This is a genomic window from Thermococcus sp. MV11 (assembly GCF_012027285.1).
Lineage (GTDB): Archaea > Methanobacteriota_B > Thermococci > Thermococcales > Thermococcaceae > Thermococcus > Thermococcus cleftensis.
The window spans coordinates 95139-108205 of sequence record NZ_SNUD01000004.1 but is presented as its reverse complement, the minus strand read 5'-3'; the positions used below and the strand labels follow the sequence as shown (position 1 = coordinate 108205).

18 protein-coding genes are annotated in these 13067 nt (G+C 56.4%); 6 read left to right on the top strand and 12 right to left on the bottom strand.

The window, feature by feature from the left end:
* The first annotated feature begins 55 nt into the window (after positions 1-55).
* Positions 56-499, top strand: a complete 444-nt coding sequence (locus tag E3E27_RS10150) for a hypothetical protein (RefSeq protein ID WP_237266234.1) — start codon at positions 56-58, stop codon at positions 497-499.
* Here E3E27_RS10150 and E3E27_RS10145 read toward each other — a convergent pair.
* The 4 genes from E3E27_RS10145 to E3E27_RS10130 form a co-directional block, all read right to left on the bottom strand.
* Positions 471-857, bottom strand: a complete 387-nt coding sequence (locus tag E3E27_RS10145) for an NfeD family protein (RefSeq protein ID WP_167774475.1) — start codon at positions 855-857, stop codon at positions 471-473. The two genes, E3E27_RS10150 and E3E27_RS10145, sit on opposite strands and share 29 nt — an antisense overlap.
* Positions 835-1503, bottom strand: coding sequence for a SprT family zinc-dependent metalloprotease (locus E3E27_RS10140; RefSeq protein WP_167774512.1), 669 nt, complete (start codon positions 1501-1503; stop codon positions 835-837). Before E3E27_RS10140 ends, E3E27_RS10145 begins: the two co-directional genes overlap by 23 nt.
* 524 nt (positions 1504-2027) lie before the next feature.
* Positions 2028-2696: a TIGR00703 family protein gene (locus E3E27_RS10135; protein WP_167774474.1), complete on the bottom strand. Its 669-nt coding sequence runs from the start codon at positions 2694-2696 to the stop codon at positions 2028-2030.
* 36 nt (positions 2697-2732) lie between these two features.
* Positions 2733-3158 carry a DUF371 domain-containing protein gene (locus tag E3E27_RS10130; protein WP_167774473.1) on the bottom strand — a complete coding sequence of 142 codons (426 nt, stop codon included), beginning with the start codon at positions 3156-3158 and terminating at the stop codon, positions 2733-2735.
* A 376-nt stretch (positions 3159-3534) separates the two neighbouring features.
* On the opposite strand from E3E27_RS10130, the gene E3E27_RS10125 reads away from it, so the two are divergent.
* Positions 3535-3738 (top strand): 30S ribosomal protein S17e, encoded by a 204-nt coding sequence (locus E3E27_RS10125; RefSeq protein WP_014789321.1) that lies wholly within the window; start codon positions 3535-3537, stop codon positions 3736-3738.
* Between the two features lie 36 nt (positions 3739-3774).
* Here E3E27_RS10125 and E3E27_RS10120 read toward each other — a convergent pair whose 3' ends face one another.
* The 3 genes from E3E27_RS10120 to rbcL all read right to left on the bottom strand — a co-directional run bounded on the left by E3E27_RS10120 (position 3775) and on the right by rbcL (position 6464).
* Positions 3775-4371 (bottom strand): ArsR family transcriptional regulator, encoded by a 597-nt coding sequence (locus E3E27_RS10120; protein WP_014789320.1) that lies wholly within the window; start codon positions 4369-4371, stop codon positions 3775-3777.
* A gap of 78 nt (positions 4372-4449) precedes the next feature.
* Positions 4450-5031 carry a thymidine kinase gene (locus E3E27_RS10115; RefSeq protein ID WP_167774511.1) on the bottom strand — a complete coding sequence of 194 codons (582 nt, stop codon included), beginning with the start codon at positions 5029-5031 and terminating at the stop codon, positions 4450-4452.
* A gap of 98 nt (positions 5032-5129) precedes the next feature.
* Complete coding sequence (gene rbcL, locus E3E27_RS10110; protein ID WP_167774472.1) at positions 5130-6464, bottom strand: type III ribulose-bisphosphate carboxylase; 1335 nt, start codon at positions 6462-6464, stop codon at positions 5130-5132.
* A gap of 391 nt (positions 6465-6855) precedes the next feature.
* Here rbcL and hpkB point away from each other — a divergent pair, with 391 nt between their 5' ends.
* The gene (gene hpkB / locus E3E27_RS10105; protein ID WP_014013473.1) at positions 6856-7059 is read left to right on the top strand and encodes an archaeal histone HpkB; all 204 of its coding nucleotides are present in this window, start codon (positions 6856-6858) and stop codon (positions 7057-7059) included.
* A 39-nt stretch (positions 7060-7098) separates the two neighbouring features.
* Here hpkB and E3E27_RS10100 read toward each other — a convergent pair whose 3' ends face one another.
* The 3 genes from E3E27_RS10100 to E3E27_RS10090 are packed head-to-tail and all read right to left on the bottom strand — an operon-like array spanning position 7099 to position 8838.
* Positions 7099-7593 carry a metallophosphoesterase gene (locus E3E27_RS10100; protein ID WP_167774471.1) on the bottom strand — a complete coding sequence of 165 codons (495 nt, stop codon included), beginning with the start codon at positions 7591-7593 and terminating at the stop codon, positions 7099-7101.
* Between the two features lie 9 nt (positions 7594-7602).
* Entirely contained in the window at positions 7603-8514 is a 912-nt protein-coding gene (locus E3E27_RS10095) for a transcription initiation factor IIB (protein ID WP_048152149.1), read from the bottom strand.
* Positions 8515-8520: 6 nt separating this feature from the next.
* Entirely contained in the window at positions 8521-8838 is a 318-nt protein-coding gene (locus tag E3E27_RS10090) for a Gar1/Naf1 family protein (RefSeq protein WP_014789315.1), read from the bottom strand.
* Positions 8839-8960: 122 nt separating this feature from the next.
* Between E3E27_RS10090 and E3E27_RS10085 the strand changes: the two genes are divergently transcribed.
* The 3 genes from E3E27_RS10085 (at position 8961) to E3E27_RS10075 (ending at position 10759) form a co-directional block, all read left to right on the top strand.
* Positions 8961-9806: a carbohydrate kinase gene (locus tag E3E27_RS10085; RefSeq protein ID WP_167774510.1), complete on the top strand. Its 846-nt coding sequence runs from the start codon at positions 8961-8963 to the stop codon at positions 9804-9806.
* A gap of 82 nt (positions 9807-9888) precedes the next feature.
* A complete protein-coding gene (locus E3E27_RS10080; RefSeq protein ID WP_167774470.1) occupies positions 9889-10398 on the top strand; it encodes an NUDIX hydrolase in 510 nt (169 codons plus the stop codon).
* Between the two features lie 4 nt (positions 10399-10402).
* Positions 10403-10759 (top strand): Mth938-like domain-containing protein, encoded by a 357-nt coding sequence (locus tag E3E27_RS10075; protein WP_167774469.1) that lies wholly within the window; start codon positions 10403-10405, stop codon positions 10757-10759.
* On the opposite strand, the gene E3E27_RS10070 is transcribed toward E3E27_RS10075, so the two are convergent.
* Positions 10749-12212, bottom strand: a complete 1464-nt coding sequence (locus E3E27_RS10070) for a hypothetical protein (RefSeq protein ID WP_167774468.1) — start codon at positions 12210-12212, stop codon at positions 10749-10751. The two genes, E3E27_RS10075 and E3E27_RS10070, sit on opposite strands and share 11 nt — an antisense overlap.
* A 9-nt stretch (positions 12213-12221) precedes the next feature.
* Complete coding sequence (locus E3E27_RS10065; RefSeq protein WP_167774467.1) at positions 12222-12983, bottom strand: ABC transporter ATP-binding protein; 762 nt, start codon at positions 12981-12983, stop codon at positions 12222-12224.
* Positions 12984-13067 lie beyond the last annotated feature (84 nt).

Genomic DNA, 13067 nt, shown 5'->3' with positions numbered 1-13067 from the left:
CCACCGAAAAAGGTTCTGAGCCAAGCTTTAAAGGGATAGCGGAGAAGTTCCATCGGTGGGAAGGTTGCTTTACGAGGAGACCCTGACGAGCAGAGGGCTTCAGGTTTTCATGCTCGTTCCGATAGTCTCTATGCTCGCCGGCCTCTACGCGACGTATCGGGCCGGGGAGGGACTCTGGATAATGGCAGCCGCGACCGCCGGAACCCTGATCATACTCCTCGATGCTATGGCGATTAGAATCGAGATAGACGAGCGCGAGCTGAGGATAAGAGGAGTCCTGGGACTCCTGGTGAGGAAAACGGTTCCCATCGAGAACATGGCGAGCTTCAAGGCAGGTGAGGGCTGGGCCTCCTGCTACGGGAGGATACACTTCAACCTTCCGGCCAAAGGCTGCGTGACAATACATCAGAAAAGGGGCTGGACGGTCTCGTTCACCACCAACAATCCAGAGGAAGTCGCGAGGGTTCTCGCTACCCTTGGCGTTCCACGAGAACCTTAGTGCCCCTCACTTCCACAACCACAACTTTCTCGCCGGTTCTGGCTTTCCCGTTCACGCATTCGGCCCTCCACAGCTCACCGTCGAGCTTGACGATTCCCTCGGGCTTTAACTCCTCGACGACGACTGCTTCCCTGCCCACGAGGCTCTCGGGGCCCGCCGACGGTCTCTTCTCAAGCCCTCCCCCGAGGACGTAAGGCGCTATGAGGAAGTCTTTAACCAGGAGAACGACCATCAGGGGGGCGCTTATCCAAAGGGGAATTTCCACCCCCGCCTGAGGAAGCACCAAAAAGAGGAAGACGCCGACTATTATCTCATCGGCCATCAGTGCGATCAGCTTAAGACCCCTTTCGGCTTTCATACGCGGCACCTGTCAGCCACTTCCAGTAGGGGTTCAGCTCAAGAATCGTCCACCAGCGCTTCAGTTCCTTTCTCGCAGCCCGGTACTCCGGGTAAAACTCTCCAACAAGCCCCCAAAAGGCCTTCGAGTGGTTCATATGTCTCATGTGGGCGAGCTCGTGAACCACAACGTACTCCCTGAGCTCCGGTGGAACCGCGGCGAGACGGACGTTGAAGCTGAGGTTTCCCCGAGGGGAGCAGCTCCCCCACCTGCTCTTCTGGTGCCTGATATAAACCTTCCCCGGCTCGACGCCCATTCTGCCGGCGTAGAAATCCACAATGGGCAGAAGCTCCCTCCGCAGGAGTCTCCGGAGATAATCCACCACATCGTAGGGGTTCGGGGAGAGAACCACCGTCCCGAACTGCCCGTGAACCTTCGGCCTTCTCCCGTGAATGACCCGGTAAAACTCGCCGTTGATTGGAAAGCCTGACCGAGCTACCTTCCTGAGGCCCTCGATCTCGGCCAGCTTGCCCTCGAGCCAGCTCCGGTGCCGCTCGACGAAGCCATCAACGTCGAAGCCCTCCGGGGCGGTAACCACAACCGTTCCGTCCGGCCTAACCTCGAGCCTGGCGTACTTGACCGGCCGGCGGCGAACTTCCAGGTTCACCCGGTTCACCTTAGATTGAGAAACCGAAAAGGTCTTTATGAACCTTCGGGTCAAAAAGCCTTGTATCATGACCTACCAGGTGGGAGAGCAGAGTTCCTCCGTAGGCTGGAGCAGGAATGCCGTGGAGAAGGGTACCGTGAACTCATCGTAGGCTGAAGGAGCGGTAGACTTTCGAGGAGAGTGGCAACCAGTGCAATTCCAGCCAAGATGGCCGGTGAGACCCCAGGTGTAAGAACGGCGTGGCTCGCCCAGAGCGCAATCAGCGAGACCAAAACAGGTACTTCTGCTTGACGTCCTGGGATCGATGCCCGGGACACCAAAGTGGCCATTAGGCACCACGGAAAGAGGGTAGGGATTTTCAGGAGAAGCAAAAGAGCACACCAGATAGGTTTCCTGCTCGCGTGGGACAGTACATTTTTCTTTTGAAAGCCTCGACCATCACGGAGGGGATTCCGACAGTTCGCATTAGTTCGAGGGCAACTTCCAGGGATTCATGCGCAAGAATTGGAAAAAGGGCTTAAAAATCAGTCGAGCATAGCGAGGATCTTGTCCACCTCGTTCGAGACCTCAACGTCGAATAGGTGTATCGTCGGGAGGAGCCACCAGAGGCGGTAGTTGTGGGTCTTCTTTTCCTGGCCGTAGTACTGGAAGATGAACCTCCCGAAGCCTGTGAGATCGCGGTGAACGTCCCGGACCTCCCTGAGGACCCTTCTGACCTTCGGCGGGTACTCTTCGAACGGCAGGGGAACGCTCAGTGTCTCAACGCGGTTTTTGTAGAAGTCGGTCGTCAGGCCGACGCTGACCACGTGCTTCTCGAGCTGGTTGAACTTCTTCTCGCTCCAGAAGCGGTGGAGTATTAACCTCGGGTCCTCCTTTGCCAGCGGGTAGCTGGTTTCTTCAGTATCAAGCCAGAACTCCAGGTAGGGCTGACCGCGTTCGATGACTATCCTGGCCAGCAGCTGGGCGTTCTTCGGTATCTCCCTCTTGGTCTCGCTGATGTGGTACTCCCTGCCGTTCTCGGTGTAGGTCTCTCCCTCTTCCCTAGTTCCGGCTTTTGATACGAAGTAGGCCTCCTTTCCGTCTATCGTTCCGAGGTGCAGGTCGTAGCCCCAGGCCTTGAGGTCCTTGAACCTGAAGCGCCTCTCAGCGGGGACAATCCCGGTGTTCTCAACTATGTAGTACCCCTCAAGCATTTTTTCACCTCAAGTAAATAAAAAGAGTCGGGCCTTTTAAGCTTTTTCATCTATGACCAGCTCGATCTCGGCGATCGTCTCGGGGTTCTTGAGAAGCTCAACGATACGCCTGTCGATGTCCCTGGCGGCCTTGTTGGCCCTTATAGCCAGGGTTCTGGCGTCCACGTAGTCGCTTTTCCGAATAACCATTGAGTACCCGTGGTCGAGGATAAGTCGCGGACTCCCCTCGGCCAGCACTTCATCTACCAGACCACCGACCTTTATCCTTATACGAAGCCTCCTCCCCGCCCTCAGGGCAGCCTTGAATTCCTCCCTTAGGTCGTTTATCCCCTTATCAGCTTCGATACAGAGTATGCAGTCACCCCTCGGCGTGAGGTAGTCCTCCTTGGTGAACTCCAGTGTCGATCTGTGGGTGGCTTTAACGTTCTCGTGACCGCGGCATCTGATGACTTCTCTCAGCATGGAAAAGGGTTCTCGAGGGGCCTTATAAAAGTCCCGAAACGCTTATAAAATGAATCCACCCCCATATTAGCTGAACGCCTGGAGGTAGTAATATGGCGAAGATCCCCCTGAGAAATCTTCTGAAGGGCGCTGTTAGAATCCACGCGGGTTTTACATTTTTCTTTTGAAAGCCTCGCCCTTCAGGACGGGGAGGAGGTCAGACTAATCAGGATTGACTCACTAGGACTCGTCTATCCGCGGCGGACAAACGAGAACATAGTTAGACGGCTAATGGGAAAAAGATGAGCCTTTCTACCCCCACCGTGGGAAAACCTTTAAAAGGGCTATCATGATTTGGGTTACGGTTGTCAGAGTCAGGCTAATGGGGGGATTGATGATGGGGAACATCAAGCAGACTTTCATCAAGAGAACCGCCCGTGAACTGTTCGACCGCTACCCGAACGAGTTCACCAGGGACTTCGAGCACAACAAGAAGAAGGTGGAGGAGCTCACCAACGTCACCAGCAAGACCATCAGGAACAGGATAGCGGGCTACATAACCAGGCTCGTGAGAATGAAGGAAGAGGGCAAGATGCTTTAATCGCCCTTTTCCCGGGTTTTATTCTCTCGCCTCCTCCTAAAAGTCGTTGAGGTCTTCCAGTATCTTCCTCGGCAGTCTCGGGCCGAACTGCTTCATGAGCCTCTCGAACTCCCTCTCGTTCTCCTGCGCTATCCTGCGAAGGAGGTTCTCGATGTAGGTCTCAGTAAGGAGGCGAACCTCCTCTAGCTCCTGCTTCATTCTGATTATCTCCTCTATCCTGCCCTGTATCTCGGCCAGAAACGTCAAAAGCTCGTCTATCTTTGACTCTGCAGGCTCGGTGGACTTTATAAGCGCCCTCGCCTGGGCGTACTCCCTGGTCTGGCGGGGGGCCTTTGGCTCGTACATCTCCGTGCCAAAGGTGTACGGGGTTAAGAGAACCTCCATTCTGAAACCGCGCTTTATGGTGTAGTACTTCCTTGGCCTGCCGCGGGGTATCTTCTCGGTCCTGCCCTCGATGAGGCCTGCGCTCTCAAGTATCCTGAGGTGTTCCAGAACGGCCTTTTGACCCACTCCCAGCTCTTGGCTGAGCTCACTCACGAAGTAGGGCCTCTTGGTGAGCAGGATAAGTATCCTTCTCCGCGTCTCGTTCCCGAGTATGTCGAGTAGCTTTCCCATGTTCTTATTTGACTCCATGCTCTCACCCCCTTTCCCTAACCTGATGTAAGAAAAGATTACTTTAAGCTTTTCGGTGAGTTGGAAAGCTGGAAGAAATTAGGGAACGAAGTGATGCCCCCTGCATCTGGCTTCGTAGCTCTCGCTTCCGCCGACGAGTATTACCGGCGAGTCCCTCGGGGCAGGCTTACCGTCTATGAGGCGCTGACTCCTCGTTGCCGGCTTTCCACAGACGGTGCAAACCGCGGTCAGGTAAACTATGTTATCGGCCCTCACGAGAAGCTCCTTCGTGACCGGGAAAGGCTCAGCCTTAAAGTCCAGGTTGAGTCCGCTTGCTATGACGTAGACACCCTCATCAGCGAGCCTTTCAAGGGCCTCGACAATGCTCATGGGGAAGAACTGCACCTCATCAATGCCTATTACCTCGTAGCCCTCCCTTTTCGTTATTTCGACGATGCGCTTCACTCCTCCCTCATCTGTCGGCATCACGAAGGCCTCGTAGCGGAGACCGTTGTGGGCAACGACCTCGTCTTCAGAATACCTGTTGTCGATTGCCGGCTTGAAGAGTGCCGCCTTTCTCTTCGCAAACACCTGCCTCTCGATGCGCTTTATCAGCTCGGTTGTTTTTCCAGCGAACATTGGACCGGTGATTACCTCCATGAATCCCCCTGGGTGAACCATGATTCTCACCAAGAAAAGAACGCCCCCTGGCGTTAAATCTCCTCCGGCCGAAAAGTTGAACGGAAGACAAAAATGGAGAAGAAAAGCCGTCAAAGCTGTCAGACCGGGGTAACGTGGCCCCACTTCTCCAGAGCCCTGGCGAGCTCTTTGTGGCTCTTCGCATACTCGTCGAGCGGGATTCCCTGCATATAGGCGTCTATTGCCTGCCTTATTGCCCTCGCTCCCGCGGCCGGCCCGTCCGGGTGGCCGAGTGTTCCACCGCCGAGCTGTATAACTATGTCCGTTCCAAGAGCATCAAAGACTATCGGCAGGTTTCCTGGGTGGAGTCCACCGGAGCTGGTCGGGAACGCCGCCTTTATGCCGTAGAACTTCTGCTCGAGGTGGAAGACATCGCCCTCGTCCGGCCTGTAGGTTTCCTCCCTGAGGACCCTCGCGTTCTGGATGACGTCCCACTTTCCGCCCTCGAGCTTGCCGGCTCCGGCGGTTCCGACGTGGAGCTGGTCAATGCCTATGAGCCTGTAAAGCTTCGCCAAGACGAACATCGAGATGCCGTGGTAGGGGTTCCTCGTGAAGGCCGCGTGCATCGCCCTGTGGCCGTGAATGGCCAGCCCGTAGTCGGCCGCGAGGTCCCTAATGTACTGCAGCGCTCCCCAGCCGGTTATGACGACGTCAACCATGGCGTGCTTGAGGCCAAGGTCCGCTAGAATCTCGATCCTCTCTTCCATCTCGGGGAGGTTGGCGGTTATGTTCGCGAACCAGGTCTTCTTCTCGCCGGTCTCGTTCTCAACCCTGTCAATTATCCTCGCGATGATCTCGGCCCTCTCCTCAAAGCGGTTGTACCAGGGGCTGGTGAGGTTCTCGTCGTCCTTCATGTAGTCGGCACCGTTGGAGAGCAGGTCGTAGGCGAGCTTCTCGAACTCCTCAGGCGAATAGCCGACCTTGGGCTTTGGAACAACGCCGTAGATGGGCCTGTCCTTGATGTCGAGCATCTTCCTGACGCCCTCGATACCGAAGGCCGGCCCGCTGAACTCCCTGATGAGCTTCTCCGGGAAGTAGAGGTCCTCAAGGCGCAGGGCCTTGGCGCGCTTCATTCCGAAGACGTTCCCAGCTATGCTCGCGAGAAGTCCGGGAAGGTTGGCCTCCTCGAAGGCGTGGAAGGGATAGGCGATCTTGACTATCCAGCTTCCGTCGCCCATGTCGTGGAAGTCGAAGGCTTTAGCCGAGAGGTCTGCCCAGCGCTCCTCTTCGTACCAGTTGTAGAGGGTCGTCCAGGTTCCGGTCGAGCTCTCGGCGGCGACACCACCGGCCACTGCCTCTATAGAGTATCCCTCAGCGGGGGTTATGCGGAACACGGCTATTATGTCCCTCTTCCTGTTGGGCTCGTAGCCCTTGTCCACATAGTAGTCGTATATCCTGTCGAACTTCTCCACCATGCTTCCACCTCCTTGGTAAATTTTGGATTGCATCAATCCCTATAAAAATGCTGTGGTTCATTCTTGGGACATCGATGCTTCCTTAAGAACATCTGAGATGTTTTCTCTTCCTCCGCGTTCCAAACCGCCGCACCTGTTTGGGAAATCCCGGGCCACATATGGTAATAATCAGCGATTGGAGGCTAGATGGAGGTTTTCAAAACTTCGCCCTCAGGCTGGCATTGACGCTTGAGTAAGTTGGCAACCCGATGATGGGGGATTTCTCCACTGGCAGACCAAAAAAGGACAATTATTCCCCCCAGAGCGCCCGGTTGCCGAAAAGTTTATATAGGCCTTCCTTCCTAGAATAGAACGCAGATACCTGCAAAACAACGTTTAGGAGGTTGGGAAAATGGCTGAGTTGCCGATTGCCCCGGTTGACAGGCTTATAAGGAAGGCCGGCGCCGCCCGCGTTAGCGAGGACGCCGCGAAGCTCCTCGCCGAGCACCTCGAGGAGAAGGCCATGGAGATCGCCAGGAAGGCCGTTGATCTCGCTCACCACGCCGGCAGGAAGACCGTCAAGGCCGAGGACATCAAGCTCGCCATCAAGAGCTGATGGCCCTTTTCCACTACTTTTACGCTTTTCCAGCTCTTCTCACCAGAAGCGCACCCTCTCAACCCTGACGTTTTCTCCGTTGATTTCAAGAAACGCAAAGCCCGCGGAGTCCATTCTGGGAAACGTCGGCGAGCCGGGGTTTAGGAGGACCACCCTTCTCCCATGAACCGAATAGGTATCGTGGTAGAAGCGGTGCGTGTGGCCGAATACGAGAACATCGACCCCCATGTCCAGGGCCTTGAGCGTCAGGAACTGGGCGTTGAGCGAGAAGAACTGGTGCCCGTGGAGGAGGCCTATCCTGACGTCACCGACTTCGACGACCTTTTCCTCGGGCAGGCTGAGGCGGTCGGCGTTGCCGCGAACCGCTACAACCGGAGCGAACTCCTCCAGTCTCTCCAGAAGCTCGTGAGAGGTGACGTCGCCGGCGTGGAGTATCAAATCCGGCCCCCGCTCACCCAGTGCTTGAAAAAGAAGAGAAGGAACGTTTCCCGTCTTGTCTCCGTGGTGGGTGTCGCTCGTCACCGCTATGAGCAAGGCTATCCCTCAGATCGGGACGTTTATGTTGAGCTTTTCCACCAGCTCCTTGTACCTGTTTCTTACAGTCACTTCGGTGACGTGTGCAACCTCCGCCACCTCACGCTGGGTCTTCTTCTCGCCCTCCAGGAGGGAGGCGACATACAGGGCCGCGGCCGCCAGTCCGGTCGGCCCCTTGCCGCTCGTTATGCCCCTCTTTATGGCCTCGCGGAGTATCTCCTTGGCCCTCTTTTTTGTCCTCGCGCTGACGTTGAGCGCATCACCAAAGCGGTCCACGTACTCTATCGGGCTGGTGGGGCGGAGGTTGAGGTTCAGCCCCCTGGCAAGAAAGCGGTAGCTCCTGCCTATCTCCTTCTTGGTAACCTTGGAAACGGCAGCTATCTCGTCGAGAGTCCTAGGAATGCCCTCCATTCTGCAGGCGGCGTAAAGGGCGGCAGAAACCATTCCCTCAATGGAGCGGCCCCTTATGAGCTTCTTCATGACGGCCTTGCGGTAAAGCGAGGCCGCAACCTCCTTGACGCGCCGGGGGAGGCGCATCTGGGCCGCCATTCTGTCCAGCTCGCTCAGGGCGAAGGCCAGGTTACGCTCGGCCGCGTCGTTTATGCGCATTCTCCTCTGCCACATTCTAAGCCGTCTCATCTTCGTTCGGTACATTCCGGTTATCTGGTTGCCGTGTATGTCCTTGTCGCGCCAGTCAATGTCCGTGGAGAGGCCCTTATCGTGTATCATCAACGTCATGGGCGCACCGGTCCTGGCGCGCTTGGCCCTCTGGTCAGGGTCGAAGGCGCGCCACTCTGGACCTTCATCGACGACATTCTGCTGAACAACGTAACCGCAGACAGAACAGACAATCTCGCCCCTCCGCGGGTCGTAGAACAGCTTATCGGAGCCACAAATCGGACACACGTTCTTATCAGCCAAAAGCTCTCACCCCCTCTTTCTGGGGGCAGGGCGCTTTCCGCGGCCCTTGGAACCCTTCCTCCCGGGCCTGCCCTTCCTGGCGTGCCCGGACTTCTTCCTCGATGAATCAACGTAGAGCAGAGCACCAACGTAGTTCTCGGGATTTCTGACGCGCGGCTTGACAGCTACGTAGGGCCTCTTAACTGGCCCAAAGACGTCCTTCACTACACCGACCACGGTGAGCTTCTTGTCCACCACCGGGTCGTTGAGCGAAGGTACCCAGTCGGTGCGCAGAATCAAGAACCCCTGCTTCGCGTAGTGAGAAACTTTGCCCAGGCGCTTCATAGCCCCACCCCAAAAGGACATATCCTTTTAAGCTTTTCGTTTTTGCCCTTATAAGCTTTTCGGAAATTTCCAAAAGGTTTTTATTGGTGCGCCCTCTAATATTGAAGATTGGGACGGACAAAATGAAGTGTCTGGTCGTCGGCCACCTCGTGAAGGACGTCATCGTCAAGGGTTCGGGAATCGAATACCGCATCGGTGGGGGGGCCTACTACTCCGCCCTGGCACTGTCACGGTTCTGTGATGTTGAGGTTCTGACGAGCGTTGGGGAGGACTTCCCAGGAAAATGGCTTGAGGAGCTCGAGGCTTCGGGGATAAGGCTCCACGTAATCCCCTCGCGAAACAGCACCTCTTACCGGCTCCGCTATCTCGACAGGGATAACCGGGAGCTGACCCTCCTCTCCGTTGCGGAGAGAATAACGGACTTCCCAAAGAAGGGATACGACATGATACTGCTTAACCCCGTGGCGGGAGAGGTACCACCGGAAAGCATAGAACTCGCTAGAGAGAGGAGCAGCTTCGTCGGGGCGGACGTCCAGGGCTTCATAAGGCCCCCAGAACCTGGAAGAGTGAAGCTGAAGGACATTGACGGCTCTGTTTTCAGGGGGGTAAAGGTTCTCCACGGGGAAGCTTCGGAGATGACGCTAGTGAAGGGAATTGAACCCGGCGACGTGGAGGTTCTCTTAGTTTCACAGGGTGGAGACGAGGGAACAGCCTACTTGAGGGGCAGGAAGCACGTTTACCGTCCCGTCAAGGTCGCAGTGGACGAGTCCACCGGTGCCGGTGACGTTTTCCTGGCTTCCTTCTCGTACTTCTACCGCGAGTGTCCCTTCGTGCAGGCCCTCAAGAGGGCCGCCGCATTCACCGCGCTCTTTCTAAAGCACCGTCACTTCTCGTTCCCGTTGGAGGAAGTGAACGAACTGGCGAGGGAGGTTGATGTTAAGCCCGCTCGCCAAGCATCAGGAATATAAGGGAACTCCACGGAGTTTAATCACCGATGATGAAACGTCAGCATGCTGAGTCGTGATGAAAAGCGGGGGCTGAGGTGATCCCATGGACCGCTACGTCCTTCTCGTAAAGGCACCAAGGGACTACAACGTTGAACCGGTTAAGAAAGAGCTGATGGAGTTTTTATCAAGGAAGCACCCGGAGCTGAAGGTGGAGATGCGCCGCTGCATAGGCCTGACCGCGGACGTTGTGATACTCTACAACAACGGTGTCGTCCTCATAAAGCGGAAGCACGAGCCCTTCAAGGACAGCTTTGCTTTACCCGGTGGGTTCGTGGAGTACGGTGAGACCGTTGAAGAGGCAGCAGTCAGAGAGGCGAGGGAGGAGACCGGCCTCGACGTAAGGCTCATCAGGTTGGTGGGGATTTACTCAGACCCCAACAGAGACCCCAGGGGACATACAGTGACGGCGGCCTTTCTGGCGGTCGGCTCGGGAAAGCTGAAGGCGGGGGACGATGCCAAGGAAGTGCACGTTGTCCCAATAGACGAGGCGCTTAAGTTACCACTAGCGTTCGACCACGAAAAGATCCTGAAGGACGCACTGGGCGTGAGGTGACGTTATGCAGCTTGAATATCCCGCCTTCGGGAAGATAGTCGTCGATGGAAAGGTCTACGAGCACGACATCGTGATCTATCCCAGCGGAAAAATCGAGAGGCGCAAAAAGTGGCTGAGCAAGGACAAGCACGGGACGAGTCATAAGCTCGACCCCGACGAGCTGAGGGAGTACCTTGAGGAGAATTTCGACGTCCTGGTAGTTGGTACAGGCTTCTACGGCTACCTGTCGCTTCTTCCGGAGAGCAGGGAGCTGGTGAAGGGCAAAGAGGTCATCGAAAAGCCGACCGGCGAGGCCGTGAAGCTCTTCAACGAGCTGTGGGGAAGGAAAAAGACCCTTGGAATCTTTCACGTCACCTGCTGATGGCCCTCTGAACGAGGAGAACCCCCAGGGCCGCCACCGCCAGCGCGTAGGGGTAGCCAATGAAGTACCAGGTTCCGGCAACGGTTCCGAGGGCGATTCCGTTAAGTATCATCAGCGCCAGCACGTGGCCGAAGTTGGTTTCCGGCACTGAAAGCTCCCGCTCGCCCCAGTAAAAGAAGGCCATCGCCACAGAGGAGGTGAGAAGGGGCAGCACGAGAGCCGCTGGGAGAAACCGGAGCGCTCCCAGGTCCATGTAGGAAGCCACCAAGACAAGTCCCACCCCAGCGGTGACGGGGACGGCGTTCATGACGAGGAGCTTTGCCCTCACGAACTGGCCGACTGTTATCGGAAGGCTCCTCAGGAACTCGAACTCCTTTCCATCTATCTTGAGGACCGTATCGACCCCGACCGAGGCCACCCAGGCTATCATTAGGAGAACCGAGGCGAGCGCCCAATCTCCAATCTTTCCCGAGGTAAGGATCCCCACCGCACTCGGAAGGATTATGAAGAGGGGGAATATCAAACCTACGAGCAGGGCGCTCTTTCGGAAGACTATTCTCAAATCCTTGAGCGCGAGGGCCAGAACAGGGTGGTGAGTTTCGGCCTTGAAGCGGACGATTCTTGCGTGGGAAACCCTCGCCCCCTCCTCCAGCCTGCTCCAGAGCCTCCCGAGAACGAACCGGTAGAGCGGAACGAGAACCGCAAGGTAGCCGAGGAGAATCAGGAGTGAGTGGAGTGGCTCGGTTATCGAGGCGACCGAGAAGGGGTAGGCTATGGAGTACCGGGCAAAGAAGGGCAGGATCTCCTCGTAGTGCTCGTTCACGTACTCCTGGAGATAGTTGAGGGCGTAGAACATGCTTATGAAGAGCAGAACGCCGAGGGTTCTGGCGAGGGTTCTGAGCTTCGAGAACCTGCCACCAACGCTGGCGGAGCCAAAGAAGGTGAACACCATCAAGCCGAGAACGTGGCCGAGGAAAGCGCCGACGAGCACCCAGAGCAGGCCAACGAGGCCGGGGGCGCCGTACTTAAAGGTCATCGCAGCCGCCACAGGCAGGAGGGCTATGACCGCGGGGACGTTGTCTATCGCCAGGAGAAGGCTGAGGTACTTAGCGCCCGTCTTAACCGGGAGCGGCTTAAGGGGCTCGAAAATCCCCATCGAGACCGCGTAGGAGGCATTCACCGTCGTTGCGTAGAGAGCCATTATGAACGGAAGCATCGCGTAGGTCGCGAACAGGATCACCGCCCTCTTTTCGTCCTCCGCCCCAAGCACCGCTCCCGCCATCATGAACCCAAAGAAGAGGAAGGCGACCGATTGGAGAGCTATACCCCGCTTTATATCACCGGCGTTCTTGAGCTGCTTCCTGAACCTCTCTGGGTCGGCCGCCACTTGAGGGTTGCTCTTCAAACGCCTGTAGTGGAGTTCCTTGTAGAGGATTCTGACTATCTCCCACATACTCCCACCTTAGAGGGTCTCCTTCAGGACCTGAACTATTCCAGCAACCTCGTCCTGGCTCTCGGTGAGCTTGAGGAAAACGTCCTCCAGGCTCTCCTCGTGGGCAAACTCCTTCAGCTGCTCAACCGTGCCCTCGGCGATTATCTCGCCGTTGTAGATGACGCCAACGCGGTCGCATATCGTCTCGGCCAGCGCAAGAACGTGAGTGGAGAAGACAATGCTCTTGCCCTCATCTCGGAATTGGAGCAGAAGCTCCCTCAGAATCCTCGCGCTCTTGGGATCAAGGCCGTTAATGGCCTCGTCAAGGATCAGAACCCTCGGGTCGTGGAGCATGGCCGCTATGAGAGACACCTTCTGCCTCGTTCCAAAGCTGAGCGAACCTATCATCTCACCGAGGTAGCTCTCTATGCCAAAGGCCCTGACGAGCGTTTCAACGCGCTCCTGGAGCTCTTCCTTCGGAATCCCCCTCACGCTCCCCACGAAGTTGAAGAACTCAACCGGTGTGAGGCTCTCGTAAAGAACCGGCGTTTCCGGAACGTAGCCGGTTATCCTTCTAACCTCAATGGGGTTCTTGTCAACATCAATGCCTCCAACAACGACGCGCCCGGAGGTAGGCTGCAGTATGCCCGCCAGAATCTTCATCGTCGTGCTCTTACCGCTCCCATTCGGGCCGAGGAGGCCATAAATCTCGCCGTCGGCAACGGTGAAGGTTATTCCTTTAACGGCCATCGTCGAGCCGAAGCCCTTGGTGAGGTCCTCAACCTCGATCATTCTACCACCGATTGTGATAATCCAGGCGGATTAATAAAGTTTATCCTCTGAAGAGTGATTCATCAGAGGTATCCTTAAATAAAA